This is a genomic window from Streptomyces sp. NBC_00005, assembly GCF_045160215.1.
GTDB lineage: Bacteria > Actinomycetota > Actinomycetes > Streptomycetales > Streptomycetaceae > Streptomyces.
Map to the genome: position 1 here is coordinate 7,930,241 of NZ_CP108316.1, position 26,586 is coordinate 7,956,826.

General features: G+C 69.9%; 19 protein-coding genes and 1 pseudogene. 9 read left to right on the plus strand and 11 right to left on the minus strand.

All coding sequences use genetic code 11. The features are described from left to right. Window positions 1-20 precede the first annotated feature (20 nt). From OG303_RS36330 to OG303_RS36365, 8 genes are all read right to left on the minus strand, one after another. Window positions 21-737, minus strand: a complete 717-nt coding sequence (locus tag OG303_RS36330) for an ABC transporter ATP-binding protein (RefSeq protein WP_405873828.1) — start codon at window positions 735-737, stop codon at window positions 21-23. After that, on the minus strand, window positions 734-1,618 hold the full coding sequence (locus tag OG303_RS36335; RefSeq protein ID WP_405873830.1) for an ABC transporter ATP-binding protein: 885 nt from the start codon (window positions 1,616-1,618) through the stop codon (window positions 734-736). The genes OG303_RS36330 and OG303_RS36335 overlap by 4 nt, the downstream gene beginning before the upstream one ends. Beyond that, window positions 1,615-3,399: a branched-chain amino acid ABC transporter permease gene (locus OG303_RS36340; RefSeq protein WP_405873831.1), complete on the minus strand. Its 1,785-nt coding sequence runs from the start codon at window positions 3,397-3,399 to the stop codon at window positions 1,615-1,617. Before OG303_RS36340 ends, OG303_RS36335 begins: the two co-directional genes overlap by 4 nt. Before the next feature lie 5 nt (window positions 3,400-3,404). Further along, window positions 3,405-4,337: a branched-chain amino acid ABC transporter permease gene (locus OG303_RS36345; protein ID WP_405873833.1), complete on the minus strand. Its 933-nt coding sequence runs from the start codon at window positions 4,335-4,337 to the stop codon at window positions 3,405-3,407. A gap of 115 nt (window positions 4,338-4,452) precedes the next feature. Further along, complete coding sequence (locus OG303_RS36350; RefSeq protein WP_405873835.1) at window positions 4,453-5,676, minus strand: branched-chain amino acid ABC transporter substrate-binding protein; 1,224 nt, start codon at window positions 5,674-5,676, stop codon at window positions 4,453-4,455. 177 nt (window positions 5,677-5,853) lie between these two features. Further along, on the minus strand, window positions 5,854-6,615 hold the full coding sequence (locus OG303_RS36355; protein ID WP_405873836.1) for a hypothetical protein: 762 nt from the start codon (window positions 6,613-6,615) through the stop codon (window positions 5,854-5,856). Between the two features lie 79 nt (window positions 6,616-6,694). Beyond that, window positions 6,695-7,165: a PaaI family thioesterase gene (locus OG303_RS36360; protein WP_405873838.1), complete on the minus strand. Its 471-nt coding sequence runs from the start codon at window positions 7,163-7,165 to the stop codon at window positions 6,695-6,697. Between the two features lie 51 nt (window positions 7,166-7,216). Beyond that, window positions 7,217-9,496: an FdhF/YdeP family oxidoreductase gene (locus OG303_RS36365; protein WP_405873839.1), complete on the minus strand. Its 2,280-nt coding sequence runs from the start codon at window positions 9,494-9,496 to the stop codon at window positions 7,217-7,219. A 160-nt stretch (window positions 9,497-9,656) separates the two neighbouring features. Between OG303_RS36365 and polA the strand changes: the two genes are divergently transcribed. Continuing rightward, window positions 9,657-12,383, plus strand: coding sequence for a DNA polymerase I (polA, locus tag OG303_RS36370; RefSeq protein ID WP_405873841.1), 2,727 nt, complete (start codon window positions 9,657-9,659; stop codon window positions 12,381-12,383). 581 nt (window positions 12,384-12,964) lie between these two features. After that, a complete protein-coding gene (locus OG303_RS36375; protein ID WP_405873843.1) occupies window positions 12,965-13,324 on the plus strand; it encodes a hypothetical protein in 360 nt (119 codons plus the stop codon). Window positions 13,325-13,423: 99 nt separating this feature from the next. Here the strand turns inward: OG303_RS36375 and OG303_RS36380 are convergent, their stop codons facing one another. Further along, complete coding sequence (locus OG303_RS36380; protein ID WP_405873844.1) at window positions 13,424-14,290, minus strand: DUF4184 family protein; 867 nt, start codon at window positions 14,288-14,290, stop codon at window positions 13,424-13,426. Between the two features lie 332 nt (window positions 14,291-14,622). On the opposite strand from OG303_RS36380, the gene OG303_RS36385 reads away from it, so the two are divergent. The 3 genes from OG303_RS36385 to OG303_RS36395 all read left to right on the plus strand — a co-directional run bounded on the left by OG303_RS36385 (window position 14,623) and on the right by OG303_RS36395 (window position 17,619). After that, window positions 14,623-16,332 carry a lytic murein transglycosylase gene (locus OG303_RS36385; RefSeq protein ID WP_405873845.1) on the plus strand — a complete coding sequence of 570 codons (1,710 nt, stop codon included), beginning with the start codon at window positions 14,623-14,625 and terminating at the stop codon, window positions 16,330-16,332. A 138-nt stretch (window positions 16,333-16,470) separates the two neighbouring features. Further along, window positions 16,471-16,605, plus strand: coding sequence for an SPW_0924 family protein (locus OG303_RS36390; RefSeq protein ID WP_405873846.1), 135 nt, complete (start codon window positions 16,471-16,473; stop codon window positions 16,603-16,605). 21 nt (window positions 16,606-16,626) lie between these two features. Next, complete coding sequence (locus OG303_RS36395) at window positions 16,627-17,619, plus strand: DUF3068 domain-containing protein (RefSeq protein ID WP_405873847.1); 993 nt, start codon at window positions 16,627-16,629, stop codon at window positions 17,617-17,619. On the opposite strand, the gene hrpB is transcribed toward OG303_RS36395, so the two are convergent. Both hrpB and OG303_RS36405 read right to left on the minus strand, forming a co-directional pair. Continuing rightward, entirely contained in the window at window positions 17,609-20,086 is a 2,478-nt protein-coding gene (gene hrpB, locus OG303_RS36400; RefSeq protein ID WP_405873848.1) for an ATP-dependent helicase HrpB, read from the minus strand. The genes OG303_RS36395 and hrpB overlap by 11 nt on opposite strands. 126 nt (window positions 20,087-20,212) lie before the next feature. Continuing rightward, window positions 20,213-21,087: pseudogene (locus tag OG303_RS36405) on the minus strand (class I SAM-dependent methyltransferase). A gap of 317 nt (window positions 21,088-21,404) precedes the next feature. On the opposite strand from OG303_RS36405, the gene rpsA reads away from it, so the two are divergent. The 4 genes from rpsA (at window position 21,405) to coaE (ending at window position 26,544) form a co-directional block, all read left to right on the plus strand. Continuing rightward, window positions 21,405-22,913 (plus strand): 30S ribosomal protein S1, encoded by a 1,509-nt coding sequence (gene rpsA / locus OG303_RS36410; RefSeq protein WP_405873850.1) that lies wholly within the window; start codon window positions 21,405-21,407, stop codon window positions 22,911-22,913. Window positions 22,914-23,275: 362 nt separating this feature from the next. Beyond that, window positions 23,276-24,802 (plus strand): flavin monoamine oxidase family protein, encoded by a 1,527-nt coding sequence (locus tag OG303_RS36415; protein ID WP_405877666.1) that lies wholly within the window; start codon window positions 23,276-23,278, stop codon window positions 24,800-24,802. Between the two features lie 128 nt (window positions 24,803-24,930). After that, entirely contained in the window at window positions 24,931-25,869 is a 939-nt protein-coding gene (locus OG303_RS36420; RefSeq protein ID WP_405873851.1) for a PAC2 family protein, read from the plus strand. Window positions 25,870-25,914: 45 nt separating this feature from the next. Then, window positions 25,915-26,544: a dephospho-CoA kinase gene (gene coaE, locus OG303_RS36425; protein ID WP_405873852.1), complete on the plus strand. Its 630-nt coding sequence runs from the start codon at window positions 25,915-25,917 to the stop codon at window positions 26,542-26,544. Window positions 26,545-26,586 lie beyond the last annotated feature (42 nt).

Consider the following 26,586-nt stretch of genomic DNA (forward strand, 5'->3'; position numbering starts at 1 on the left):
ACGGCAAACGCGGTGGGGACTCAGTCTTCGCCGAGGTAGGCCTTTCGGACCGACTCGTCGTGGAGGAGGTCCTGGCCCGTCCCGGAGAGGACGATGTTGCCGACTTCCATGACGTGGCCCTGGTCGGCGAGTGAGAGGGCTGCCTGGGCGTTTTGTTCGACGAGCAGGATCGTTGTGCCCTGGGACTTCAGCTCGACGATGGTCGACATGATCTTCTGCATCATGATCGGGGAGAGGCCCATGGAGGGTTCGTCGAGCATGAGCAGTTTGGGCTGGGACATGAGTGCGCGGCCCATGGCGAGCATCTGCTGTTCTCCGCCGGACAGGGTGCCTGCGGCCTGTTTGCGGCGTTCCCCGAGGATGGGGAAGAGGTCGTAGGCGCGCTGGATGTCCTTTTCGATGCCTTCTTTGTCCTTGCGGAGGAAGGCGCCGAGTTGGAGGTTTTCGGTGATGGTCAGGCGGGGGAAGATGTGCCGGCCTTCGGGGGAGTGTGCGAGGCCGAGGGCGACGATCTTGTGGGCGGGGGTGCCTTTGAGGGGCTTGCCTTCGAAGAGGATGTGGCCGTTGCTGGGCTTGAGGAGCCCGGAGAGGGTGCGCAGGGTGGTGGTCTTGCCGGCGCCGTTGGTGCCGATGAGGGTGACGATCTGGCCGGCTTCGACGGTGAAGGAGATGCCCTTGACGGCTTCGATCTTGCCGTAGGCGACCTTGAGGTCCTCGACCTCGAGTAGTGCGGTCACGGGGCGGTTCCTTCCTTGCTGGTGGTGCTCTGCGCTCCTCCGCCGGCTTCGGCTGCTTCGACTTCGGCGAGTTCTTCTTCGCCGGGGGCGCCTTCGAAGGGGGTGCCGAGGTAGGCGGCGATGACGCGTTCGTCGCCCTGGACGACGTCGGAGGTGCCTTCGACGAGTTTTTCGCCTTGGACGAGGCAGGCGACGCGGTCGCACAGGTTGAAGATGAAGCGCATGTCGTGCTCGATGACGAGGACGGCGATGCCCTTGTCGCGGATGGCGAAGACGAGTTCTTCGGTGGCCCGCGTTTCTTGGGGGTTCATGCCGGCGGTGGGTTCGTCGAGGAGGAGCAGGCCGGGGTCGCTCGCGAGGGCTCGGGCGATTTCGAGCTTGCGCTGTTCGCCGTAGGGGAGGTTGCGGGCGAGGTGGTCGGCTTTGTGGGCGAGGCCGATGAACTCGAGGAGTTCCATGGAGCGTTCGCGGGAGGCGGCTTCGGCTTTGCGGAAGCCGGGGCCGCGCAGGAGGGCGGACCAGAGGCCTTCTTTGGTGCGGGTGTGTCGGCCGACGAGGACGTTTTCCAGGACGGTCATGTTGGCGAAGAGCCGGATGTTCTGGAAGGTGCGGGCGATGCCGGCGCTGGTGACGAGGTGTGGTTTGGGCGGTAGGACGGTGCCTTTGTAGGAGACCTTGCCTTCGGTGGGGATGTAGAGGCCGGTGAGGCAGTTGAAGAAGGTGGTCTTGCCTGCGCCGTTGGGTCCGATGAGGCCGACGATCTCGCCGCTGTTGACGGTGAGGTCGACGCTGCGTACGGCGGTGAGGCCGCCGAAGCGCATGGTGACGCCGCTGGCTTCGAGGACGGGGCTGGTGGCCGTGGTGGTGGTCATGGTGGTCACGCCCCTGCCTTGGTGACGCCGACGGTGGTGTCGGGAAGGCTCTGTTCGGGGATGTCGAGTTGTTCTGATTCGTGGAATTCGAGTTGGCGGCGCCGGTTGGCGATGATGCCTTCGGGGCGGAAGCGCATGAGGATGACGAGGGCGAGGCCGAAGGCGAAGAGTTGGTACTCCTTGAGGAAGCTGAGTTTCTCGGGGAGCAGGTAGAGGAGCGTGGCGCCGAGGATGGGGCCGCCTACGGTGCCCATGCCGCCGAGGACGACTGCGGCGAGCAGGAACGCGGAGTTGGGCGGTACGGAGCCGGCGAATTGGTAGGGCGCCGGGTTGACGCTGTAGCCGACGTGGGCGCTGACGGTGCCGGCGAGGCCTGCGAGGGAGGCGCCGAGGGCGAAGGCGATGAGTTTGACGCGGAAGCCGTTGATGCCCATGGCGGTTGCTGCGGTTTCGTCTTCGCGGATGGCGATCCAGGAGCGGCCGATGCGGGAGTCGGCGGCGCGGTTGAAGACGAGGACGACGATGGCGGTGATGATCAGCATCAGCAGCAGGTAGTTGGCGAATCGGCCGATGGTGATGGAGCCGATGCTGTGGGTGCTGCCGAGGTTGAAGCCGAAGATCTCCAGGTCGGGGATCATCGAGATGCCGTTGGGGCCGTTGGTGATGTTGGGTCCGGAGGAGCCGTCGAGGTTGTTGACGGTGATGCGGAAGATTTCTCCGAAGCCGAGGGTGACGATGGCGAGGTAGTCGCCGCGCAGTCGCAGGGTGGGGGCGCCGATGAGGACGCCGAAGATGAGCGATGCGGCCATGCCGGTGAGCATGGCGGCCCAGAAGGGGAATTGGACGCCGGAGAAGCGGGAGAACTCGGAGCCGGAGACGAGGGCTGCGGCGTAGGCGCCGACGCCGAGGAAGGCGACGTATCCGAGGTCGAGGAGTCCGGTGAGGCCGACGACGATGTTGAGGCCGAGGGCGACGGTGGCGACGACGAGGATGTTCACGCCGAGGTTGGCGTTGTGTTCGTTGTTTTCGACGAAGGGGAAGAGTGCGGCGGCGAGGAAGGCCATGGAGGTGGCGAATCCTTTGTGCCGGGCGTTGAGGGTGGAGAAGCGGTCGGCGAGGCCGGCGGCGATGAGTGCCCAGGTGCCGAAGATGACGAGCAGGAGGTAGCCGATGAACGTTTCGCTGGCGTCGGGGTCGACTCCGATGCCGTAGGCGAAGACGGTCAGGGCGAGGGCGGTGGCCGCGGTGATGACGAGGCGTTCGGCCCAGGGGGGGAGTTGGTCGGCGGGGGGGATGTTGTCGGGCTTGCTGATCCAGGCCTTGAGTGTGTTGCCGGGGCTGGGCAGTGCGAGAGCGCCGAGGAGGGCGATCAGGGAGGCGACGGCGGCGACGTAGGCGCCGGGGTCGAGGTTGGCGAGACCGCCGAGGTCGACCGCGATCGCGATGGCGGTGAACCAGCTGACGGCGAAGGCGGATGCGGCGGCGAGGAACACGGGTGCGGTGGCGCCGGCCGGGTTGAGCCAGGTGAGGCCGCGTATGTTCCAGCGGGTGAGGGCGAAGAGCAGGGTGAGGATGCCGGCGACGAGGGCGAGGATCTGGAGTCCGGCGGGGGAGCCGTAGTAGGTGAGGTCTCCGGGGAAGTCGGAGGTCCAGGTCCAGCTCATGTAGGTGCTGGCGATGGTGCCGATGGCGCCGAGGGCGATGAGGACGCGGGCGGCGGACTGGGGCAGGGCGATGAGGCCGCGCGGGGTGTCCGGCGTGGTGGGCGTGGTCTTTTCGGTGGTTGTCATGGTGGTCACGCCCTGTCCGCGACGCGTTCGCCGACGAGGCCTTGTGGCCTGAAGAGCAGTACGAGGATGAGGAGGACGAAGGCCCAGACGGAGGACCAGCCGCCGCCGCCGAGCTGCTGCATGCCGGGGATTTCGTCGATGTAGGAGGTGGCCATGGTTTCGGCGAGGCCGAGGACGAGGCCGCCGATCATGGCGCCGTAGATGTTGCCGATGCCGCCGAGGACGGCGGCGGTGAAGGCTTTGAGGCCCATCTGGAAGCCCATGTCGTATTTGATCTGCCCGTAGCGCAGGCCGTAGGCGACGGCGGCGACGGCGGCGAAGAAGCCGCCGATGGCGAAGGCGATCACGATGATGCGGTTGGTGTCGATGCCCATGAGCTGGGCGGTGTCCGGGTCTTGGGCGGTGGCCTGCATGGCGCGGCCGGTGCGGGAGAGGCGGACGAAGAAGGCGAGGGCTGCCATGCAGATGGGGGCGGCGATGATGACGAACAGGGAGCCGCTTTGGATGTTGATGGAGCCGAGGTGCCAGGGGCCGGCGTCGATCTGGGGGAAGTTCCGGTCGGTCTTGGCGTTGGGGTACCAGTTGAAGACGGCCTGTTGGAGTGCGAGGGAGAGGCCGATGGCGGTGATGAGGGGGGCGAGGCGTGGTGCGCCGCGCAGTGGCCGGTAGGCGAAGCGTTCGGCTCCGACGGCGATGAGGACGGAGACGAGTCCGCCGCCTATGAGCATCGCTGGGAGGGCTATCCACATGGATGTGCCGTTGGGCAGGACGTAGAGGTAGACCGTGAGCGCGCCGAAGCCGCCGGTCATGAAGATCTCGCCGTGGGCGAAGTTGATGAGCTGGACGATGCCGTACACCATCGTGTAGCCGATGGCGATCAGCCCGTACATCGAGCCGAGGAACAGCCCGTTGGCCAGCTGCTGCGGCAGGGTGTTCACCGCATGGCCTCCATGTGGTGGGGAGTGAGCAGGGGCGTGGAACGGGCCGCGCGGTGACGGTGGTCGGCCGCGCGGCCCTGGGGGTGGTGCTAGCGGCAGTTCGGGCTGGTTTGGGTCAGCCGGTGAACGTGCCGCTCTTGACGGCCTTCCACTTGCCGTCGGTGACCTGGTAGACGGTCAGCTGCTTGTTGGTGGTGTCGCCGTACTGGTCGAACGCGACGGGGCCGGCGACGCCGTCGAACTTGGTCTTCTGGACCTCGGAGACGATCTGGGCGCGGGCGTCGCTGGGGATCTTGCCGTCCTTCACGACGTTGCCAATGGCCTTGATGATGGCGGTGGCTGCGTCGTAGGAGTAGCCGCCGTAGGTGCCGTAGTCGCCCTTGAGGCCGGCTGCCTTGTACTTCTTGATGAAGTCCTGGGCGGAGGCGAGGGTGTCGACGGGCTGGCCGACGGAGGTGACGAGGTCGCCTTCGGAGGTCTTGCCGGCGGTCTCGATGTAGGTCGGGGTGAACATGCCGTCGCCGCCGAAGAGCGGGATCTTGGCGCCGCCGTCCTTGAGCTGCTTGGTGAGCTTCTCGGACTCGTCGTACTGGCCGCCGTAGTAGACCAGGTCGGCCTTGGAGGTCTTGATCTTGGTGACGAGGGCGGAGAAGTCGGTGTCGCCGGTGTTGACGTGGTCGGTGCCGGCGACCTTGCCGCCGGCCTTGGTGAAGCCGGCCGTGAACAGCTTGGCGAGGCCCGCGCCGTAGGTCTGCTTGTCGTCGACGACGAAGACGCTCTTCTTCTTGAGCGTGTTGTACGCGTAGTCGGCCGCGAAGCCGCCCTGGAGGGCGTCGGTGGTGGCGGTGCGGAAGTAGGTCTTGAAGGGGCGGACCTTCTTCGTCTGCCAGTTCTTGCCCTGGGTGAGCTCGGGAGCGGTGTTGGACGGCGAGATCTCGACCAGGTTGGCGGTGGCGAAGACCTGCTGCATCTGGGTGGCCACGCCGGAGTTCAGCGGGCCGACGACGCCGAGCACCTTGTCGTCGTTGACGAGCTGGGTGGCGTTCTGCTGGCCGCTGGCGGGGATGGCCTTGTCGTCGAGCGCCTGGACCTTGAAGGTCACGCCGGGGACGAGGTTGTTCTTGTTGGCGTCGTCGACGGCCACCTGGACGCCGCCCTGGATGCCGAGACCGGTGGCGGAGTTCTGGCCGGTCAGCGGTGCGTCGACGCCGATGATGACCTCGGTCTTCTTGCTGCCGCTGTCCCCACCCTTGTCGTCGTCACGCGATCCGCAGGCGGTCAGCGTGAGAGCGCCCGTGGTGAGTACGGAGGTGAGTATGACCAAAGAACGGTGTCGCACGTTGAATCCTCTCCCTGGCGCCGGCGGCCCTGCTGGGCTGCCGTGTATCTCGCCGGGCCGTACTGGGGTGGTGCTGGGCCGTGCTGCAGACGCGCCCGGCGGCGCGGTGACTGGGCGTGACTCTAAGCCTGTCTGTCTGGCGGCGGCATCGGTGTGGGCTGGCTTGTGACTTTCTTGTTATGACGTGCCGGAAGATGAGCTTGTGTGAAGGTCGTTCTCGGCCGGTTTGGCGGGAAGGTGTCGGGTCCACATCGTGAGAACCCGCACTTCCCGTTGGACGTGGGGCTGGGGGAGTGCCCGGGTGGCGTCGCAGGCCGTGTGAAGGAGGTCGGAGAGGTCGCGGGAGTAGCGGCCGCCGAAGATGAAACTGTACTGCTGTATTGCGTTTTTGTTACGCAGCGTTACGTCGAGGAAGGGGAGGTTGACGTTGCGGGGGAGTGCGGTGCAGTCGGTGACGGTGATCCGCACGGTGAGGTGGTGGGGGCGTCCGGCGTGGACGGTGAAGGACGTCGGGGGTGTGGTGCGGGTGCGCAGGCCGGCGGGGGCGGCGTCGATGTCGGAGACGGTGACGGGCGGTCCGTCGTGTACGGACACGTCGAAGAGGAAGTTCCTGCTGGTGGCGGCGCCGGGGTTGTCCGCAAGTCCCTTGTAGTGGAAGGCGGTTGTGGCCGAGGGCCGGGGGGTCGGCGGGCGGTCGGGTGGCGTGTTCGGGGGTGGTGCGGGCAGGAGCCACACGGCCGCGGCGGCGAGGGCGGCCGCGGCTGTCGCGAGTGCGGTGGTGCGGGTGCGTGGGGGCAGGGCGCGCCAACGTTCGGTCAGGCGGGGTGAGTCGGTGCCGATGACGTCGGGTGGCGGCCCGGCCTGGGGGGTGTGGGGGGTGTCGCCGCGGGGGTGTGCCTCGGTGGGGTCGGCGGGTTCGACGGGGCCGACGCCGCTCATGTCCGGGGCCTCATGGGGGAAACGGTAGGTGCGGCGGGCGCGCCGGGACAGGGTGCGGTGGGAGAAAGGCGAGGACCGGTCAGCCGGCGGCGGGCAGTGGTACCTCGCGCAGCAGGCAGGTCAGCCGTGCGCTGCACACGCGCCGTCCGTCTTCGTCGCTGATGACGATCTCGTACGTGGCTGTGGTGCGGCCCCGGTGGACGGGGGTGGCGACGCCGGTGACCAGGCCGGAGCGGACGCCTCGGTGGTGGGTGCAGTTCAGGTCGACGCCGACGGCGATCTTGGAGCTGCCGCCGTGCAGCATGGAGCCGACGGAGCCGAGGGTCTCGGCGAGTACGGCGGAGGCGCCGCCGTGCAGCAGTCCGTAGGGCTGGGTGTTGCCCTCGACCGGCATGGTGCCGACGACGCGGTCCGCGGAGGCTTCGATGATCTCGACGCCCATGCGGGTGCCGAGGTGTCCGGCGGAGAAGAGGGCCGGGAGGTCGACGCCGAGTGCGGCGTACTCGTCGATGACCTCCTGCGGGAACTTCACGTACTGCTTCTCGCCCATGGCCCTGCTCCGTTCGTCCTGATCATTCGTCCAGCCTGCCTGAGCAAACGCTCAGTCGGTTGCCGATTGTTCCAGACGTACGACGACGGACTTGCTGGCCGGGGTGTTGCTGGTGTCGGCGGTGGCGTCGAGCGGGACCAGCACGTTGGTCTCCGGGTAGTAGGCGGCCGCGCAGCCGCGTGCCGTCGGGTAGTGCACGACCCGGAAGCCGCTCGCCCTGCGCTCCACGCCGTCCTTCCACTCGCCGACCAGGTCGACGTACGACCCGTCGGCGACCCCGAGCGTCCGCGCGTCGTCGGGGTTGACGAGCACGACCCGGCGGCCGTTCTTGATGCCGCGGTAGCGGTCGTCGAGGCCGTAGATCGTGGTGTTGTACTGGTCGTGCGAGCGCAGGGTCTGCAACAGCAGCCGGCCTTCGGGCAGTTCGGGGTACTCGACGGGGGCCGCCGTGAAGTTCGCCTTGCCCGTCGCCGTGGTGAAGCGGCGTTCGTCGCGCGGGGCGTGCGGGAGGGTGAAGCCTCCGGGGTGGGCCACGCGCGCGTTGAAGTCGTCGAAGCCGGGGACCACGCGCGCGATGCGGTCACGGATCGTGGCGTAGTCCTTCTCGAACTCCTCCCACGGCACGGTGCTGTCCTCGCCGAGCACGCGGCGTGCCAGGCGGCAGACGATGGCCGGTTCGGACAGCAGGTGGGTGCTCGCGGGCTCCAGGCGGCCGCGGGAGGCGTGCACCATGCCCATGGAGTCCTCGACGGTCACGAACTGCTCGCCGCTGCCCTGGAGATCGCGCTCGGTGCGTCCCAGGGTGGGCAGGACGAGCGCACGCGCGCCCGTGACGGCGTGCGAGCGGTTGAGCTTCGTCGACACGTGGACGGTGAGGCGGGCGCGCCGCATGGCCGCCTCGGTGACCTCGGTGTCGGGGGAGGCGGAGACGAAGTTGCCGCCCATGGCGAAGAAGACCTTCGCCCGGCCGTCGCGCAGGGCTCGGATGGCCTCGACGACGTCGTAGCCGTGCTCGCGCGGCGGTGCGAAGCCGAACTCCTTCTCCAGGGCGTCCAGGAAGGCGGGTGCGGGGCGCTCGAAGATGCCCATGGTGCGGTCGCCCTGCACGTTCGAGTGGCCGCGCACCGGGCACACGCCCGCGCCCGGGCGGCCGATGTTGCCGCGCAGGAGAAGGAAGTTGACGACCTCGCGGATGGTCGGCACGGAGTGCTTGTGCTGGGTGAGGCCCATCGCCCAGCACACGATGGTGCGCTGCGAGGCGAGCACCATGCGCAGCATCTGCTCGATCTCCTCGCGGGTGAGTCCGGTGGCGGCGAGGGTCTCGTCCCAGTCGGCGGCGCGGGCGGCTGCCGCGAACTCCTCGTAGCCGTGGGTGTGTTCGTCGACGAAGGTCTGGTCGACGGCGTCCTCGGTCTCGAGGATCAGTTTGTTGAGGAGGCGGAAGAGGGCCTGGTCGCCGCCGATGCGGATCTGCAGGAACAGGTCGTTGAGGGCGGCGCCCTTGAGCATGCCGTGCGGGGTCTGGGGGTTCTTGAACCGCTCCATGCCCGCCTCGGGCAGCGGGTTGACGCTGATGATCTTGGCGCCGTTCTCCTTGGCCTTCTCGAGGGCGGAGAGCATACGCGGGTGGTTGGTGCCGGGGTTCTGGCCGGCGACGATGATCAGGTCGGCCTTGTAGAGGTCCTCCAGCAGGACGCTGCCCTTGCCGATGCCGATCGTCTCACTCAGTGCCGAACCGGACGACTCGTGGCACATGTTGGAGCAGTCGGGCAGGTTGTTCGTGCCGAGCTGCCGGGCGAACAGCTGGTAGAGGAAGGCGGCTTCGTTGCTGGTGCGGCCCGAGGTGTAGAACAGCGCCTCGTCGGGGGAGCCGAGGGCGGCGAGCTCCTCGGCGACGATGTCGAAGGCACGCTCCCAGCTCACCGGCTCGTAGTGCGTGCCCCCTTCGGGGAGATACACGGGGTGCGTCAGCCGCCCTTGCTGGCCCAGCCAGTAGCCGCTGCGGTTCGCGAGGTCGGCGACGGAGTGCGCGGCGAAGAACTCGGGGGTGACCCGGCGCAGGGTGGCCTCCTCGGCCACCGCCTTCGCGCCGTTCTCACAGAACTCCGCCTTGTGCCGGTGGTCCGGCTCCGGCCAGGCGCAGCCCGGGCAGTCGAAGCCGTCCTTCTGGTTGACGCGCAGCAGGGTCAGCGCGGTCCGCTTCACGCCCATCTGCTGCTGGGCGATGCGCAGGGTGTGCCCGATGGCGGGGAGTCCCGCCGCTGCGTGCTTCGGCTCGGCGACCTGCGGCGCGTCCTGGACCGGGTCGCTCTGGGGCGGCTTCGTCGCCATCGCGCACTCTCCTTCACAGACACATGCGGGATACCCCTTCACAGACATGTGCGAGGCACCACTTCGATCCTCGCACGTGCCGGTGACAGCGAGGCTGTCAGGAGGGCGACCGGGGCGTGCGGGGGTCGGAGTGTCAGTGGCTCGTGGCAGGATCGGGGTCGTGGCAGAGACAGCATCGAAGAAGACCGAGAAGACCTCCGGCGGCAAGCGGCCCCGCCTCATGCTCATGGACGGGCACTCGTTGGCCTACCGCGCGTTCTTCGCGCTGCCCGCGGAGAACTTCACGACCGCGACGGGCCAGCCGACGAACGCGATCTACGGCTTCGCGTCGATGTTGGCCAACACCCTGCGTGACGAGGAGCCCACACACTTCGCGGTGGCCTTCGACGTCTCCCGAAAGACCTGGCGCTCCGAGGAGTTCACGGAGTACAAGGCGAACCGCTCCAAGACCCCGGACGAGTTCAAGGGCCAGGTCGAGCTGATCGGCGAGCTCCTCGACGCGATGCACGCGTCGCGGTTCGCGGTGGACGGCTTCGAGGCGGATGACATCATCGCCACCCTCGCCACCCAGGCCGAGGCCGAGGGCTTCGAGGTGCTGATCGTCACCGGCGACCGCGATTCCTTCCAGCTGGTCAGCGAGAACACGACGGTGCTGTACCCGACGAAGGGCGTCTCCGAGCTGACCCGGTTCACCCCGGAGAAGGTCTTCGAGAAGTACGGGCTGACGCCCGCGCAGTACCCCGACTTCGCTGCCCTGCGCGGCGACCCGTCCGACAACCTGCCGGGCATCCCCGGGGTCGGCGAGAAGACCGCCGCGAAGTGGATCAACCAGTTCGGTTCGTTCGCGGAACTCGTGGAGCGCGTCGAGGAGGTCAAGGGCAAGGCCGGGCAGAACCTGCGCGACCACCTGGAGTCCGTCCAGCTCAACCGCCGCCTGACCGAGATGGTGCGCACGGTAGAGCTGCCCAAGGTGGTCGCCGACCTGGAGCGCGCTCCGTACGACCGCACGGCCGTCGCGATGGTCCTGGACACCCTGGAGATCAGGAACCCCTCGCTGCGTGAGCGGTTGTTCGCGGTGGACCCGGGCGGCGAGGAGGCCGGGGCGACTCCGGTGGCCGCCGCCGGCGTGGAGGTGGACGGGACGGTGCTGGGCACGGGCGAGCTGCCCGGCTGGCTCACCGAGCACGGCGTGCAGCCGCTCGGCGTCGCCACGGTCGACACCTGGGCGCTGGGCACCGGCTCGGTCGCCGAGGTCGCCCTCGCCACTGCCGAGGGTCCGGCCGCCTGGTTCGACCCGTCCCAGCTGGACGAGGCCGACGAGAGCGCATGGGTGGCCTGGCTGGCCGCCGACGACCGCCCCAAGGTCCTGCACAACGCCAAGGGCGCCATGCGGGTCTTCGCCGAGCACGGCTGGAGCGTCGCCGGTGTCTCGATGGACACCGCGCTGGCCGCCTACCTGGTCAAGCCGGGCCGCCGCTCCTTCGACCTGGACGCGCTGTCCCTGGAGTACCTGGGCCGCGAGCTGGCCCCCGCCGCGGCGGCCGACGGGCAGCTCGCCTTCGGTGCCGACGACGGTGCCGAGGCCGAGGCCCTCATGGTGCAGGCCCGCGCGATCCTCGACCTCGGGGAGGCGTTCCGGGGCCGGCTGGAGGAGGTCGGCGCCGCGGACCTGCTCCAGGACATGGAGCTGCCCACCTCCGTCCTCCTCGCCCGCATGGAGCGGCACGGCATCGCCGCCGACCGGGCCCACCTGGAGGCCATGGAGCAGATGTTCGCCGGCGCCGTCCAGCAGGCGGTGAAGGAGGCGCACGCGGCGGCCGGGCACGAGTTCAACCTGGGCTCGCCCAAGCAGCTCCAGGAGGTCCTCTTCGGCGAGCTGGGCCTGCCCAAGACGAAGAAGACCAAGACCGGCTACACCACGGACGCCGACGCCCTGGCCTGGCTCGCCGCCCAGACGGACAACGAACTGCCGGTCGTCATGCTCCGCCACCGCGAGCAGGCGAAGCTGCGGGTCACCGTCGAGGGCCTGATCAAGACGATCGCCGCCGACGGCCGCATCCACACCACCTTCAACCAGACGGTCGCCGCGACCGGCCGCCTGTCGTCCACGGACCCGAACCTGCAGAACATCCCGGTCCGCACGGACGAGGGTCGCGCGATCCGCCGAGGCTTCGTCGTAGGCGAGGGCTTCGAGTCGTTGATGACGGCCGACTACAGCCAGATCGAACTGCGCGTGATGGCCCACCTCTCCGAGGACGAGGGCCTGATCGAGGCGTTCACCTCCGGCGAGGACCTGCACACCACCGCGGCCTCCCAGGTGTTCGCCGTCGAGCCCGCCGGGGTGGACGCGGAGATGCGCCGCAAGATCAAGGCCATGTCGTACGGCCTGGCGTACGGCCTGTCGGCGTTCGGCCTGTCCCAGCAGCTGAACATCGACGCGGGCGAGGCGCGTGGCCTGATGGACGCGTACTTCGAGCGCTTCGGCGGCGTCCGGGACTATCTGCGCCGGGCGGTCGACGAGGCGCGGGCGACGGGCTACACGGCGACGCTCTTCGGCCGCCGCCGCTACCTCCCCGACCTCAACAGCGACAACCGCCAGCGCCGCGAGGCAGCCGAGCGCATGGCCCTCAACGCGCCCATCCAGGGCACCGCCGCGGACATCGTCAAGATCGCCATGCTCAAGGTGGACGGCGCACTGCGGACGGCGGACCTCACGTCCCGCATGCTCCTCCAGGTCCACGACGAAATCGTCCTGGAGATCGCCCCCGGCGAGCGCGCGGCGGTGGAGGAGATCGTCCGCCGCGAAATGTCCGACGCAGTCCAGCTGAACGTCCCGCTCGGGGTTTCGGTGGGCGTGGGGGCGGACTGGGAGTCGGCTGCGCATTAGCCTCCGGCGGGGGGCGGGGTCTTGGCTTGCGCCCGGTAGTGCGGCGGGCGCATTCTCCGTGCGGGGGTGCGCCTGGGGGGGCGTCTGCTGTGGGATGGCGGGTGCTGTGTCCCTGCGGGCGCCGCTGGACGTGTTCGCGGGAGTCGGCGGTGGGACAGGGCCCAGGCCCGCATCCGGCAGTGCCGGGACTGGCCCTCCGCGGCAGCGGCGGGTAGTCGTGCCGGCGCGGTCCCGCAGTCTCGCGGCACCGGACCGACCCGGGCACCCGCGACCGGCCGATCCGCAACATCCCCGGCCCAGGCCCGCACCCGGCAGTGCCGGGACCGACCCTCCGCCGCAGCGGCGGGCAACCATTTCGGCGCAGTCCCGCAGTCCCGCAGTCCCGCAGTCCCGCAGTCCCGCAGTCCCGCAGTCCCGCAGTCCCGCAGTCCCGCAGTCCCGCAGTCCCGTGACACCGAACCGACCCAGGCACCCGCGACCGGCCGATCCGCAACATCCCCGGCCCAGCCCCCGCAGGGCCCGTCACTCAGGTGGCCCCCGCGAAAAGGCCCCCACCGCCTTCGCCCCGTCAGGATGCGGGCATGGGTATACGCATGCTCAACCGCCGGCCGGCGAGAGCGCAGGCGAGTGCCGAGGTGGCCTCCGCCGAGCCACCCGCGCCGGTGCCGGCCTTCGCAGCCGGCGCAAGCACCGCCCGCATCCCCACCGACCTCGCCGTCGTCCTGCGCCGCACGGCGGCGGACCTACGGCGCCGACTGCCCTGGCGTGCAACGGGTCCCTCGGAGCCGCGCGCCTGGCGGCTGTGGGCCGGACTGGGCCGCAGTTATCTGGCCGGGTTCGTCGTCCGCGTCCGCCGGTGCCGCTCCGCACGCACCGTCACGGTGTTCATCGTGACCGCCGGCACCCTCACCGACCGCCCGGACGGCCCGGCTCCGCGCTGACCGGCTCCGGTTCCCCGACGGCCGCCGCTGGGCGCCGCACGCTGGCCCCCGCCGCGTAGAGCAGCATGCTCAGCACGAGCCCCGCGCTGGCCGGCACCCTCACCGACCGCCCGGACGGCACGGCTCCGCGCTGACCCGCTCCGGTTCCCTGACAGCCGGCGCCGGGCGCCACACCCTGACCCCCACCCCGTACAGCAGCACGCCCAGCACCAGCCCCGCGCCCGCCCCGAAGCACACCGTCGGGATGAGTTCCCACGGCTTCGCCGTCGAGCCCCAGTACGCCCACCACTTGCTCGCGCGCTGCGCGGCCCCCACCACCGCACATCCGCCGATCAACGCCCCGGCGCACCACCGATCCCGAACCGACAACACGGCGACACCCACCGGGCCCGTGCCCGGTGCCTCCGCCGGTACCCGCGCCAACGCACGTGCCAGCCACACCGCGATCACCACCGCGGCCACCGCAGAACCCCCGTACTGCAGATACCAGTACAGAGGAAAGCCCGAGAAGTCCCGGCCCAGTACGGGAAACAGCCGCATGCCCCACCGGTCGAGATGCGTGAAGGCGTCCCACACCACGTGGGTCAGTGCGCCGAGGGCCGCGGAGACGTACCAGCGCGCGACCAGGGACGGTCGTACACGCGCGCGTGGCGTCCCGCACCGCAGCAGGGCGGCCGGGCGTGGCTGCCAGGTCGGGGGCAGCAGTGCCACCAGTGGCTCGCGCAGCAGCAGCCACAGTCCGACCAGTGCCCAGGCCACCAGCACGTCGACCGTGAAGACGCCGGGGAAGGAGTGCGTGACGTCCCCGAACTCCATCGCCCCGGACACCGCACTCGCCGCGTAGTAGGTCATGTCGGGCGCGAAGGAACCGGCCACGAGCATGGCCGGAACCAGTCGGCCTCGGCCGGTCCCGTCGGGACGTACGGCGGGCAGCATGGCGGCCGCATGGCTCAGGGTGAACGGCAACTGGGCTCCTCGCACGGGACGTTGCCCGGGCGCAGCCGTGTCGGCGCCGGCCCGGGTGATCACTTCGGTCCAGTATGCGGGCCGTGACGCCGCCCCGATGGGACATGGCCAACTGGTGAAATTCGGGCACGAACGGGTCCCCGTGGAAAGGAAGTTGTCGTAGGGTCGCCTGGGTCACCGTGCCGGGTGGCACGGTCGAACAGGCGAACGGAACAACTCGACAGCAGTACGAGGGCAACCCGCACGCCGGGTCGCTCGTCCCAACAGGGGCGAGCACGCACGCTCGGCAGACGAAGAGGGACGCTCGCGCGTCCACGGGAGGGGTTCACTCTATGGCGGCGCAATTCGGCAGGAGGCTGGCCAAGGGGGCGGCAACCACCGCCGTGGCCGCGGCCGCGGTCGCAGCCCTGTCCGCGTCCCAGGCTCCGGGAGTCTCGGTCGACGACCACGGCAGACGGACCGCCTCGGACGCGCAGCCCTCACCCGATGCGACCGCCGGCGACGGCGCCGCGACCGGCAACTCGCCGTACTACACGGACCTGCCGCCGCTCAACAGCCCGAGCCCCTCGCCGACCATAGGCACTCCGGTCTCCACGGGCGACTCCGAGTCCGGCATCCCCGCGACCGTCCTCGACGCCTACAAGAAGGCCGAGGCCGAGCTGCGCGGCTCCAAGCCCGGCTGCAACCTGCCCTGGCAACTGCTCGCCGCGATCGGCAAGGTGGAGTCGGGCCAGGCCCGCGGCGGCAACGTCAACGCCGACGGCACCACGATCACCCCGATCCTCGGCCCGCAGCTCGACGGCAACGGCTTCGCGCTGATCAAGGACACCGACAACGGCCAGTACGACGGCAACAGCCATTACGACCAGGCCGTCGGTCCCATGCAGTTCATCCCGTCCACCTGGGCGTGGGCGGGCCGCGACGGCAACGGCGACGGTGTGAAGGACCCCAACAACGTCTACGACGCCGCCCTCGCCGCCGGCCACTACCTGTGCCGCAACGACTGGGACCTGTCCGCCCACGCGGACCTCAACCGCGCGATCCTCAGCTACAACAACTCGCAGGACTACCTGAACCTCGTCCTGTCGTGGCTGGAGTACTACCGCAAGGGCACCCACGAGATCCCGGACGGCACCGGCTCCATCCCCTCGGGCCGCAGCGACGACTCGACCGGGGCCAGCACCTCTCCGTCTCCCTCGGAACCGGACAAGTCGAGCCCGAGCCCGAGCCCCACCAAGCCGGGCGGCAGCACCAGTCCGACCACGCCGAGCGACCCGACCACGCCGGGCAGCCCGTCCCCCACCCCCACCGACACGGTGGACCACCTGGAGGACGCGGGCACCGCGAAGCTCACCGCGATGGCCGGCGACGCCTTCGCCAAGAAGATCAGCACCAAGGCCGAGACCAAGGCCGGCAAGGCCGTCGGCAAGGTCAGGGTCCGCTTCACCATCGTCGGCGACACCGACACCACCTTCACCGGCGGTGAGAGCGTCGCCACGGTCACCACCAACAGCTCCGGCGTGGCCGTCGCCCCCACCCTGCAGGCGGGCGAGAAGACCGGCGACCTGACCGTCCGCGCCACCGTCGTGGGCCGCTCGGTCACCGGCCTCGACTACAAGGCCACCGTCACCGAGCGCGTCGCCGACACCCTCGTCCGCACCAGCGACACCGCGCTGACCTGCACTCCGGGCGGCACGTTCGCCGACCAGGTCGAGGTGAAGGCCACCTACAAGGGCGCCGTCGCCGACAAGGTCGCGGTCACCGCCATGCTGATCAAGTCGGCGCTCGACCCGACCGAGGACGACAAGGGCCCGTACTTCAAGGACGCCGACGGCAAGACCGTCCGCACCCTGACGGGCCTCACGACGGATGCGAAGGGCCTGCTGGAGCTGCCGAAGCTGTACTCCGACGACAACACCGGCACCTTCATGCTCCGTGTCACCACTGCGGGCGGCGCGGCGATCAACGTCCCGCTGACCGTGGCCGCCGCCGACACCTCGGCGAGCCCGTCCCCCAGCCCATCGGCGAGCCCCTCCGCGTAACACCTCACGATCGGGCGCCCCTTCCGCTTCGGCGGCAGGGGCGCCCTCGTGTGTGTGCAACGTGTTCTCATCTCGCCCACCCGTTGCTACGGTGCCGGACCTGACGATGTATCAGTTCCAGTCCGTCGGGAGGCAGGCATGCGCGCCCTGATCGCCGCCGCGACCGGTCTCGCCCTCGCGCTCGCGCTGGTCTTCACCATCACGGCCATGGGCAGTCCCACCGGCAAGACGTCCCCGAAGCCGATGCTGACGACGGTGCCCGCACACCCGTAACCGCCCGGGAGGGAGGCCGAGATGCGCCGCAAGGCCAGTCTGGTCCTGCTCGCCTTCGCCGTGTTCTTCGCGGCGCTGTCCCCGCTGCTGCGCTACTACGCCTTCCCGCGCCTGGCAAAGATCCCCGCCAACCAGTACCAGGACATGGTCCTGGAGGCGAAGGGCGCGACCCTCCTCGACTACGGCACGATGAAGGCGCGGAAGGTCTCCAAGGTCACCATCGTGCAGACCCTCAAGGGCAACGTCGAGGCCGCGAAGAAGATCGACAAGACGGCCGGCCGGGACGTCGTCGTCTGGGACGGCCTGTCCTATGTCCAGGGCCCCGACGGCAAGATGGTCTCCAAGATCCCCGAGCGCTACATCTTCGACGCACACAGCCAGGCCCCGGTCCACGCCACCGGCGAGATGGTCGACGGGGACGCGGTGAAGCGGACCGGCATCGAGTTCAAGTGGCCGTTCCTGACGCAGAAACGGGACTACGAGTACTTCGACGCGCAGACCCGCACCACCAACCCCATCCACTACAAGGGCACCCAGAACTTCCGCGGCCTCGAGGTCTACTACTTCGAGCAGACCATCCCCTGGACCAAGGTCCACTTCCCGAAGACCATGCCGGTCAAGGGCGTCACCCAGGAGTCGCTCGCCAAGACGGGGACGAGCATCTGGTACACCACGGTCCGCAAGTTCTGGGTCGAGCCGGTCACCGGCGCGCCCGTCTACGGCGAGGAGATCCACAAGGAGGAGCTCCGCGGCGGCACCCTGCTCGGCGGCCGCGACAAGGTCACGGCCTTCGCCGGTCACGTGAAGATGCGCGAGGACTACATCAAGCACACGGTCGCCCTGGTCAAGTCCAACCGCACCCTGGTCCTGCTGATGACGTCGTATCTGCCCTGGGGCTTCCTGATCCTCGGCGCGCTCCTGCTGTCGCTCTCCCTCTACCTGGAGGCGCGCAGCCGCCGCCCCGGCGACCCGGAACCGGCCGAATCCGCCACGCCGGAACCGGTCACCGCCTGAGCCGTTGGTTGGTGTAGCGCGTCGGTTCGGCGGTGGCGGGATCCTCGGGCCACGGATGCTTCGGATACCGGCCGCGCAGCTCCGCCCGTACGCCCTTGTAGCCGTCCTTCCAGAAGGAGGCGAGGTCGGCGGTGACGGCGGCCGGGCGGCCGGCGGGGGAGAGGAGATGCACGAGCAGCGGCACGCCCGCGACGGCGGGCGACTCGTGCAGCCCGAACATTTCCTGCAACTTCACGGCGAGCACGGGCTGTTCGGGGTTGCCGTAGTCGATGCGAATCCTGGACCCACTCGGTACGGCGATCCGTTCCGGCGCGAGTTCGTCGAGCCGCGCGGCCTCCCCGGACGCCCACGGCAGCAGCCTGCCGAGCGCCTGCCCGGCGTCGATCCGCGCGAGGTCAGCGCGCCGCCGGGCCCGGCTCAGCTCGGGCTCCAGCCACTCGTCCACGCGCGCGTGGAGCGCATCGTCGGATACCTCGGGCCACGGCTCCCCGAGGTGCAGGCGCAGGAACGCGAGCCGCTGACGCAGTACGCCGGCGTCGGGCGTCCACCGCAGCAGCCCGAACCCTTCCTGCCGCAGCCCTTCGAGAAGCGCATCGCGTACGAGTACGGGGTCGGCGTCCCTCAAGGGCCGCACCGCCAGCTCGATCGCGCCCAGCCGTTCCACCTGCCGCGCCACGACGTCGCCGTCGGCCCAGTGGACCTCCTGGGCCTCGGAGTACAAAGACGCCGCCGCCGACCGGGCCGTGTCCTCGTCGACCACGGCGGCCAGCTGCACGCGCGCGTGCCCCTTGCCGACGGGACGATCCGCGACGGCCACGGCGATCCACGGGGCACCGCGCAGCGGGCTGCCGTCGCGGAGCTCGGCGCGGGTGCCGGAGGCCATGAGGTACGAGCCGCCGTCGGCCCTGGCGACCCGCTCGGGGAAGGCGAGGGCGGCGACGAGTCCCGCGGTGCGGTCGTCCGCGCTGTGCGCCGATGAGTTCTCGCCGTTCGCCCGTAGCCGCCGTACCTCCGCACGCCATCGCGCCGCATAGGCGTCACCTCCACGCCGAGCAGTGCGCAGGGCGGCCGCCAGGTCGTCCCCGTACTCCCTCGGCGCCTCCTCGCTCAGCAGCGCGACTGCCTCGGCCCCGGCACCGGAAGTGTCCAGCAACGCCCGCCCCAGCCGCGGATGCACGCCCAGCCGAGCCAGCGCACCGCCCCGCTGCGTGGCCCGGCCGGCCAAGTCCACCGCCCCGATGGCCACCAGTACGCCTCTCGCCGCCGCCATCGCCCCGGCCGGCGGCGGATCCAGCAGGGCCAGCCCGGACGCTTCCGGGTCCCCCCAGCACGCCGCCTGCAGGGCGAACGCCGTCAGGTCGGCCACCTTGATCTCCGGCGACGGGAAGCGCGGCAGACGCGCGTCCTCGGCCTCCGCCCAGCACCGGTACACCGCACCCGGCGCCTCACGCCCGGCCCGCCCGGCCCGCTGCCGTCCGGCCGCCTGCGAGGCCCGCACCGTCGTCAGCGCGCTCAGCCCGCGCGCGTGATCGACGCGGGGCTCCCGCGCCAGCCCCGAGTCGACGACCACCCGGACACCCGGAACGGTCAGCGACGACTCGGCCACCGAGGTCGCCAGCACCACCCGGCGCCGCTGCCCGGGAGCCAGCACCGCGTCCTGCACGGCGGCCGGAGCCCGCCCGTGCACCTGCAGTACCTCGATGCCGCCGAGATCCCCCAACTGCCCCGCCACGCGCGCGATCTCGCCCACGCCCGGCAGAAAACACAGCACGTCCCCGTCCCGCTCGGCCAGAGCCCGCCGCACCAGCGACGCCACATGCGCGAGCAGCGCCGGATCGACCCGCATGCCGTGCGGCGGCCGCACGGGCCGTACCGGCGGCGCCCACACGACGTCGACCGGATGCGCGGCACCGTCCGCCTCCACCACCGGCGCCCCGCCCAGCAGCCGCGCCCACCCCTGCGCGTCGGTCGTCGCCGACGCGGCCACCAGCCGCAGCTGAGGCCGCAGCGTCTCCCGTACGTCCCAGAGGAAGGCCGCCGCGGTGTCCGCGTCCAGGTGCCGCTCGTGGCACTCGTCGAGCACCACCACGTCGACGCCGGCCAGCTCCTGGTCGCGCTGCAGCCGCTGGAGCAGCACACCGGTCGTGACGACCTCCACGCGCGCGTGGCGCCCGACGACCCGCTCGCCGCGCACGGTGTACCCGACGCTCTCGCCGACCTTCTCGCCCAGCAGCCACGCCATCCGCCGCGCCGCCGCCCGCGCCGCGATCCGCCGCGGCTCGGCCACGACCACCCGCCGTGCCGGCCCGTCACCGAGCAGCCCCGCCAGCGCCAGCGGCACCAGCGTCGTCTTGCCCGTACCGGGCGGCGCCACCAGGACAGCGGTGCCGTGCCCCTCCAGCGCGTCGGTCAGGGCAGGCAGAGCACCGCGTACGGGCAGCACGTCCAGGGCGTCGTAACGGATCACGCCCCTAGTGTCGTACGTCCGCGAAAACGCCCCGCACGCGCGCGTGCGCGAAAACGCCCCGCACGCGCGCGTGCGGGGCGAGCTCCTCCGCGTACGCGCGCGTGCGGATGAAGATGAAAAAGCGAATCAGTCCCGCTCGCACACGAAGATCGCCGTACCGGGGATCAGGTTCCCGCGCAGTGGTGACCAGCCGCCCCACTCCGAGGTGTTCCAGGCCGGCCACTCCGGCTCGACCAGGTCGACGAGGCGGAAACCGCCGGCCACCACGTCGCGCACCCGGTCGCCGAGCGTCCTGTGGTGCTCGACGTAGACCGCGCCGCCGTCCTCGCCCTGCTCGACATAGGGCGTGCGGTCGAAGTACGAGGAGGCGACGGACAGGCCCTCGGGGCCCGGCTCGTCCGGGAACGCCCAGCGGATCGGATGGGTCACCGAGAAGACGAAGCGGCCGCCCGGACGCAGCACCCGGCGCACCTCCCTCAGCACCAGCACCGGGTCGGCGACGAAGGGCAGCGCCCCGTAGGCCGAACACGCCAGGTCGAAGGAGCCGTCCGCGAAGGGCAGCGTGCCCGCGTCGGCGCACACCAGAGGGAACGACGCGCCGATGCGCAGCGCGTGCTGGAGCTGGCGGTGCGAGATGTCCAGGGCGACCGGGCGGGCGCCCTGGGCGGCCAGCCAGCGCGCGCACTGGGCCGCGCCCGCGCCGATCTCGAGGACGTCCCTTCCCTTCAGCTCCTCCGGCGGGCCGAGCAGCTCCGCCTCCACCTCGTCGAGTCCCTCGGGACTCCACACGAACCTGTCGTCGCCGAGAAACGTGCCGTGCTCGACCTGGTACTCGTCCGCGTTCCGGTCCCACCAGCCCCGGTTCGCCCGGGCACTTTCCGCGGCGCCCGACGCGCGCCGGGTGGCCTCGGGCTCGAACGCTTCGCCCTCTTGGATGATCGGCTCCCTCGTCGTACTCTTCCGTCACCTTCACGACACCACCGACCCACTGGCGGTGTCACAGAAGGGGTCTCTCAGGCCTGCGTGGCCTCCAGAGACGGTTCTTGTGCCGGGTATGCGGCGATCCGCCCCGGGTGTGCGCCTTCGCGCATTGACCCTGCCCGGCTGCCCCCGTATGCTACAAGTTGCGCTGCGGGCCTGCGCTCCTCAGACGTAGCAGGCTGCGCTCGCATCTGTCGTATGTCCCCTCGGTTGTCGAGGCGCCATCACCATTGTCCGGTGGGGCGCTTCCTTGGCTGTCCGGCTTCTTCAGAGCGATACGGGCTCCCGGCGTAGCAGTACCTACGACTTCAATGTCCGTACCGGAGCCCTTTCCCACATGACGAGCAGCACCGAGACCACCGCAACGACCCCGCAGGTTGCGGTCAACGACATCGGTAACGAGGAAGCATTCCTCGCCGCGATCGACGAGACGATCAAGTACTTCAACGACGGCGACATCGTCGACGGCGTCATCGTGAAGGTCGACCGGGACGAGGTCCTGCTCGACATCGGTTACAAGACCGAAGGTGTCATCCCGAGCCGAGAGCTCTCGATCAAGCACGACGTCGACCCCAACGAGGTCGTCAAGGTCGGCGACGAGATCGAGGCCCTTGTTCTCCAGAAGGAGGACAAGGAAGGCCGCCTGATCCTCTCGAAGAAGCGCGCCCAGTACGAGCGCGCCTGGGGCACCATCGAGAAGATCAAGGAAGAGGACGGCATCGTCACCGGTACCGTCATCGAGGTCGTCAAGGGTGGTCTCATCCTCGACATCGGCCTCCGTGGCTTCCTCCCGGCCTCCCTGGTCGAGATGCGCCGCGTTCGCGACCTCCAGCCCTACGTGGGCAAGGAGCTCGAGGCCAAGATCATCGAGCTGGACAAGAACCGCAACAACGTGGTCCTGTCCCGCCGTGCCTGGCTGGAGCAGACCCAGTCCGAGGTCCGCCAGACGTTCCTCACGACCCTCCAGAAGGGTCAGGTCCGCTCCGGTGTGGTCTCCTCGATCGTCAACTTCGGTGCCTTCGTGGACCTGGGTGGCGTCGACGGTCTGGTCCACGTCTCCGAGCTGTCCTGGAAGCACATCGACCACCCCTCCGAGGTTGTCGAGGTCGGCCAGGAAGTCACCGTCGAGGTCCTCGACGTCGACATGGACCGCGAGCGTGTCTCCCTGTCGCTGAAGGCGACCCAGGAAGACCCGTGGCAGCAGTTCGCCCGCACCCACCAGATCGGCCAGGTCGTGCCCGGCAAGGTCACGAAGCTGGTTCCGTTCGGTGCGTTCGTCCGCGTGGACGAGGGCATCGAGGGTCTGGTGCACATCTCCGAGCTGGCCGAGCGCCACGTGGAGATCCCGGAGCAGGTCGTCCAGGTCAACGACGAGATCTTCGTCAAGGTCATCGACATCGACCTCGAGCGCCGTCGCATCAGCCTCTCGCTGAAGCAGGCCAACGAGGCCTTCGGTGCCGACCCGGCGACGGTCGAGTTCGACCCGACCCTGTACGGCATGGCCGCGTCGTACGACGACCAGGGCAACTACATCTACCCCGAGGGCTTCGACCCCGAGACCAACGACTGGCTCGAGGGCTACGAGTCCCAGCGTGAGGTGTGGGAGAACCAGTACGCCGAGGCGCAGACCCGCTTCGAGCAGCACCAGCAGCAGGTCATCAAGTCCCGCGAGGCGGACGCTGCGGCTGCCGCCGAGGGCGGCGACGCTGCGGGTGCGGCTCCGGCCGCGTCCGGTGGCGGCGGCGGTGGTTCGTACTCCTCCGAGGGCCCGGACAACTCCGGCGCGCTGGCCTCGGACGAGGCGCTTGCCGCCCTGCGCGAGAAGCTGGCCGGTGGTCAGAGCTGAACGCTGCCGCTGAGGCTTAGCCGTTGAGCTTGAGGGCCCGTACCTTTCGAGGTGCGGGCCCTCAGTGTTGCCCAGAAGCAGGGTTGTCGTTCGGCTGCGGGCCGGCGGGGGCTTGTCGCGCCCACGCGGCGGAGCCGCACATCGATACAGCCCCGCGCCCCCAAAGGCATTCACGTCACCCCTTGCAGAAACGTGCGGGATACACGAGTAACTGATGGGCCGTAACGCGGCGTTGGGAGGCTCCCCCGGTCATTCGGGATCGGGAAAAGGGGAGCCGACAGATGGCACACACTCAGCACACCTCCGGCGGCAGCCGCCGCGCATTCCTTCGCAACGTAGGCCTCACCAGCGGTGCAGGCGCCATGTTCGCCACCATGGGGGCCCTGGGCCTCGCCCCCACCGCGCAGGCCGCCCAGCGCGAACAGCCCTTCCGGGCCCTCAACGCAGGCGACTTCAGCCTCACCGGACGCGGAGCCGCCAAGGTCGTCATCGTCGGCGGCGGCATCGCGGGGCTCGCCACCGCGTACGAACTCGGCAAGGCCGGCTACGACTGTACGGTCCTGGAGGCCAGAGGCCGCACCGGCGGACGCAACTTCACCGTGCGCGGCGGCGACACGACGACCGACCTGTACGGCAACACGCAGACCGCCCGCTTCACCGACGGCCACTACATGAACTGCGGGCCCGCCCGCATCCCGCAGTGGATGGTCACCCTCGACTACTGCCGTGAACTCGGCGTCCCCATCGAGGTGTTCACCAACGTCAACGCCGACGCGTACCTCTACAACGAGTCCGCCGGAATGACCAAGCCCATGCGGTACCGGACGGCGAAGGCCGATGTCTACGGCTACGTCTCGGAGTTGCTCGCCAAGGCCACCAACAAGGGTGCGCTCGACAAGGAGTTGACCTCCAGCGACCAGGAGCGGCTCGTCGACTTCCTCAAGGACTGGGGCGAGCTCGGAGACAAGTTGACGTACGAGGGCGGCGAGCGCCGCGGGTACACGACGGTGCCGGCCGCCGCCGGCACCCCGGGCGTGCTGCTCGGGGACGTTCCCTCCGCCTCCGAGGTCTTCGCCAGCGGGGTCGGGCGCTACTTCTCCTTCGAGTTCGGCTTCGACCAGGCCATGTTGATGTTCCAGCCCGTCGGCGGCATGGACCAGATACCCAAGGCGCTCACGCGCGCGATCGGCGCCCACCGCATCCGTACCGGCGCGGTCGTCGCGAAGATCACCGACAAGGGGAGCGGCGTCTCGGTCACCTACACCCAGGGCGGGCGCACGAAGGTCGTCGACGCCGACTACTGCGTCGCCGCGCTGCCGCCCAACATCCTCGCCAAGGTCCCGCACAACCTCGGCTCCGGAGTGCAGACCGCGCTGGAGGCCATCACTCCGTCCTCCGCGGCCAAGATCGGCCTGGAATACCGGTCCCGCTGGTGGGAGCTCGACCACCACATCTACGGCGGCATCACCGAGACGGATCAGGACGTCACCCACATCTGGCACCCCTCGTACGGCTTCCATGGTGAACGAGGCGTCCTCATCGGGTATTACAACTATGACGACGACGCGGACTCGTACGCGAAGCTCACCCCGAAGGGGCGGGAGGAGCGGGCGGTGGCCGCCGGCGTGAAGATCTACGGCGACAAGTACCGCACCGAGCTCGCGTCCTCCTTCTCCCACCACTGGCGCCAGACGCCCCACCTGGAGGCCGCCTGGCACGACACCCCGGGCGGCCCCGACGACGTCCGCTACAAGCCGCTGAACGAGCCGACCGGACGCGTCTGGTTCGCCGGCGATTGGCTCAGCTACACCGACGCCTGGCAGCACGGCGCGTTCACCTCCGCGCGCAGGGCGGTCACCTCGCTGCACGCGCGCGTGCTGTCCTCGTAGGTCTGCGGCAGGGGAAACCGCGGCAGGCCATGAAAAGCCCGTAAGAGACGCCTGATCAGGGGCACGGGCGGGAATGCCCGTGTCCCGGGGCGCGTTGTGCTGTACGAACACGAGGAGGAGCGGTCACAGTGCTTGATCCGCAGGGTTTGTACGCATGGGAGCCGAAGGGCCTGGCTGCAGTCGACATGGCGCTCGCCCAGGAGTCGGCCGGCCTTGTCATGCTCTACCACTTCGACGGATACATAGACGCGGGCGAGACCGGCGACCAGATCGTCGACCGGCTCCTCGACTCGCAGCCCCACCAGGTCGTCGCCCGCTTCGACCACGACCGGCTTGTGGACTACCGCGCCCGCCGCCCGCTGCTGACCTTCAAGCGTGACCGGTGGACCGAGTACGAGGAGCCCACGATCGACGTGCGGCTCGTGCAGGACGCCACCGGAGCGCCCTTCCTGCTGCTGTCCGGACCCGAGCCGGACGTGGAGTGGGAGCGCTTCTCCGCGGCCGTCCAGCAGATCGTGGAGCGGCTCGGCGTCCGCCTGTCCGTGAACTTCCACGGCATCCCCATGGGCGTCCCGCACACCCGCCCCGTGGGCCTGACCCCGCACGGCAACCGCAACGACCTCGTCCCGGGCCACCGCAGCCCCTTCGACGAAGCGCAGGTCCCCGGCAGCGCCGAGTCCCTGGTCGAGTACCGCCTCATGGAGGCCGGGTTCGACGTGCTGGGCGTCGCCGCGCACGTGCCGCACTACATCGCCCGGTCCGTGTATCCCGACGCTGCCCTGACCGTCCTGGAGTCCATCACGGCCGCCACCGGTCTGGTGCTCCCCAGCATCGCGCACTCCCTGCGCACGGACGCGCACCGCACACAGACGGAGATCGACCGGCAGATCCAGGAGGGCGACGAGGAGCTCACCGCTCTCGTCTCCGGCCTGGAGCACCAGTACGACGCCGCGGCCGGCGCCGAGAGCCGGGGCAACATGCTCGCCGAGCCCGTCGACATCCCGTCCGCGGACGAGATCGGGCTCGAGTTCGAGCGCTTCCTGGCGGAACGCGAAGGCGACAACTGACGGCCGCCGAGCCCGCTGTCAGTGCCAGGCCCTAAGCTTCGGCTCATGCTGAAGGTGGGCCTGACCGGCGGGATCGGTGCCGGCAAGAGTGAAGTGTCGCGACTGCTCGTCGAGTGCGGTGCCGTGCTGATCGACGCCGACCGCATCGCGCGCGAGGTCGTCGCGCCGGGGACGGCCGGGCTGGCGGCGGTCGTCGAGGCCTTCGGCGACGAGGTGCTCACCGCCGACGGCAGCCTGGACCGGCCCAGACTGGGGTCGATCGTCTTCGCCGACCCGGAGAAGCTGGCCGTCCTGAACTCGATCGTGCACCCCCTGGTGGGCGCGCGGTCGCACGAGCTGGAGGCAGCGGCCGCCCAGGACGCCGTCGTGGTGCACGACGTGCCGCTCCTCGCCGAGAACAGCCTGGCTCCCCTGTACGACGTCGTGATCGTCGTCGACGCGAGCTCCGAGACCCAGCTCGACCGGCTCGTGCGGCTGCGCGGCATGACCGAGGAGGACGCCCGCGCGCGCATGGCCGCCCAGGCGACCCGCGACAAGCGCCGGGAGATCGCGGACGTCGTGATCGACAACGACGTACCACTGGCAGAGCTGGAGCGCCGCGTGAAGGACGTCTGGGCGGACCTGCTCCGCAGAGCGCATGCGGGCACCGCCTCGTCCCAGCGGTCCCAGGAATAGCGGCCCCCTTCCGGGGCGTTGAACCGTTCCAGTGAGGGAAGG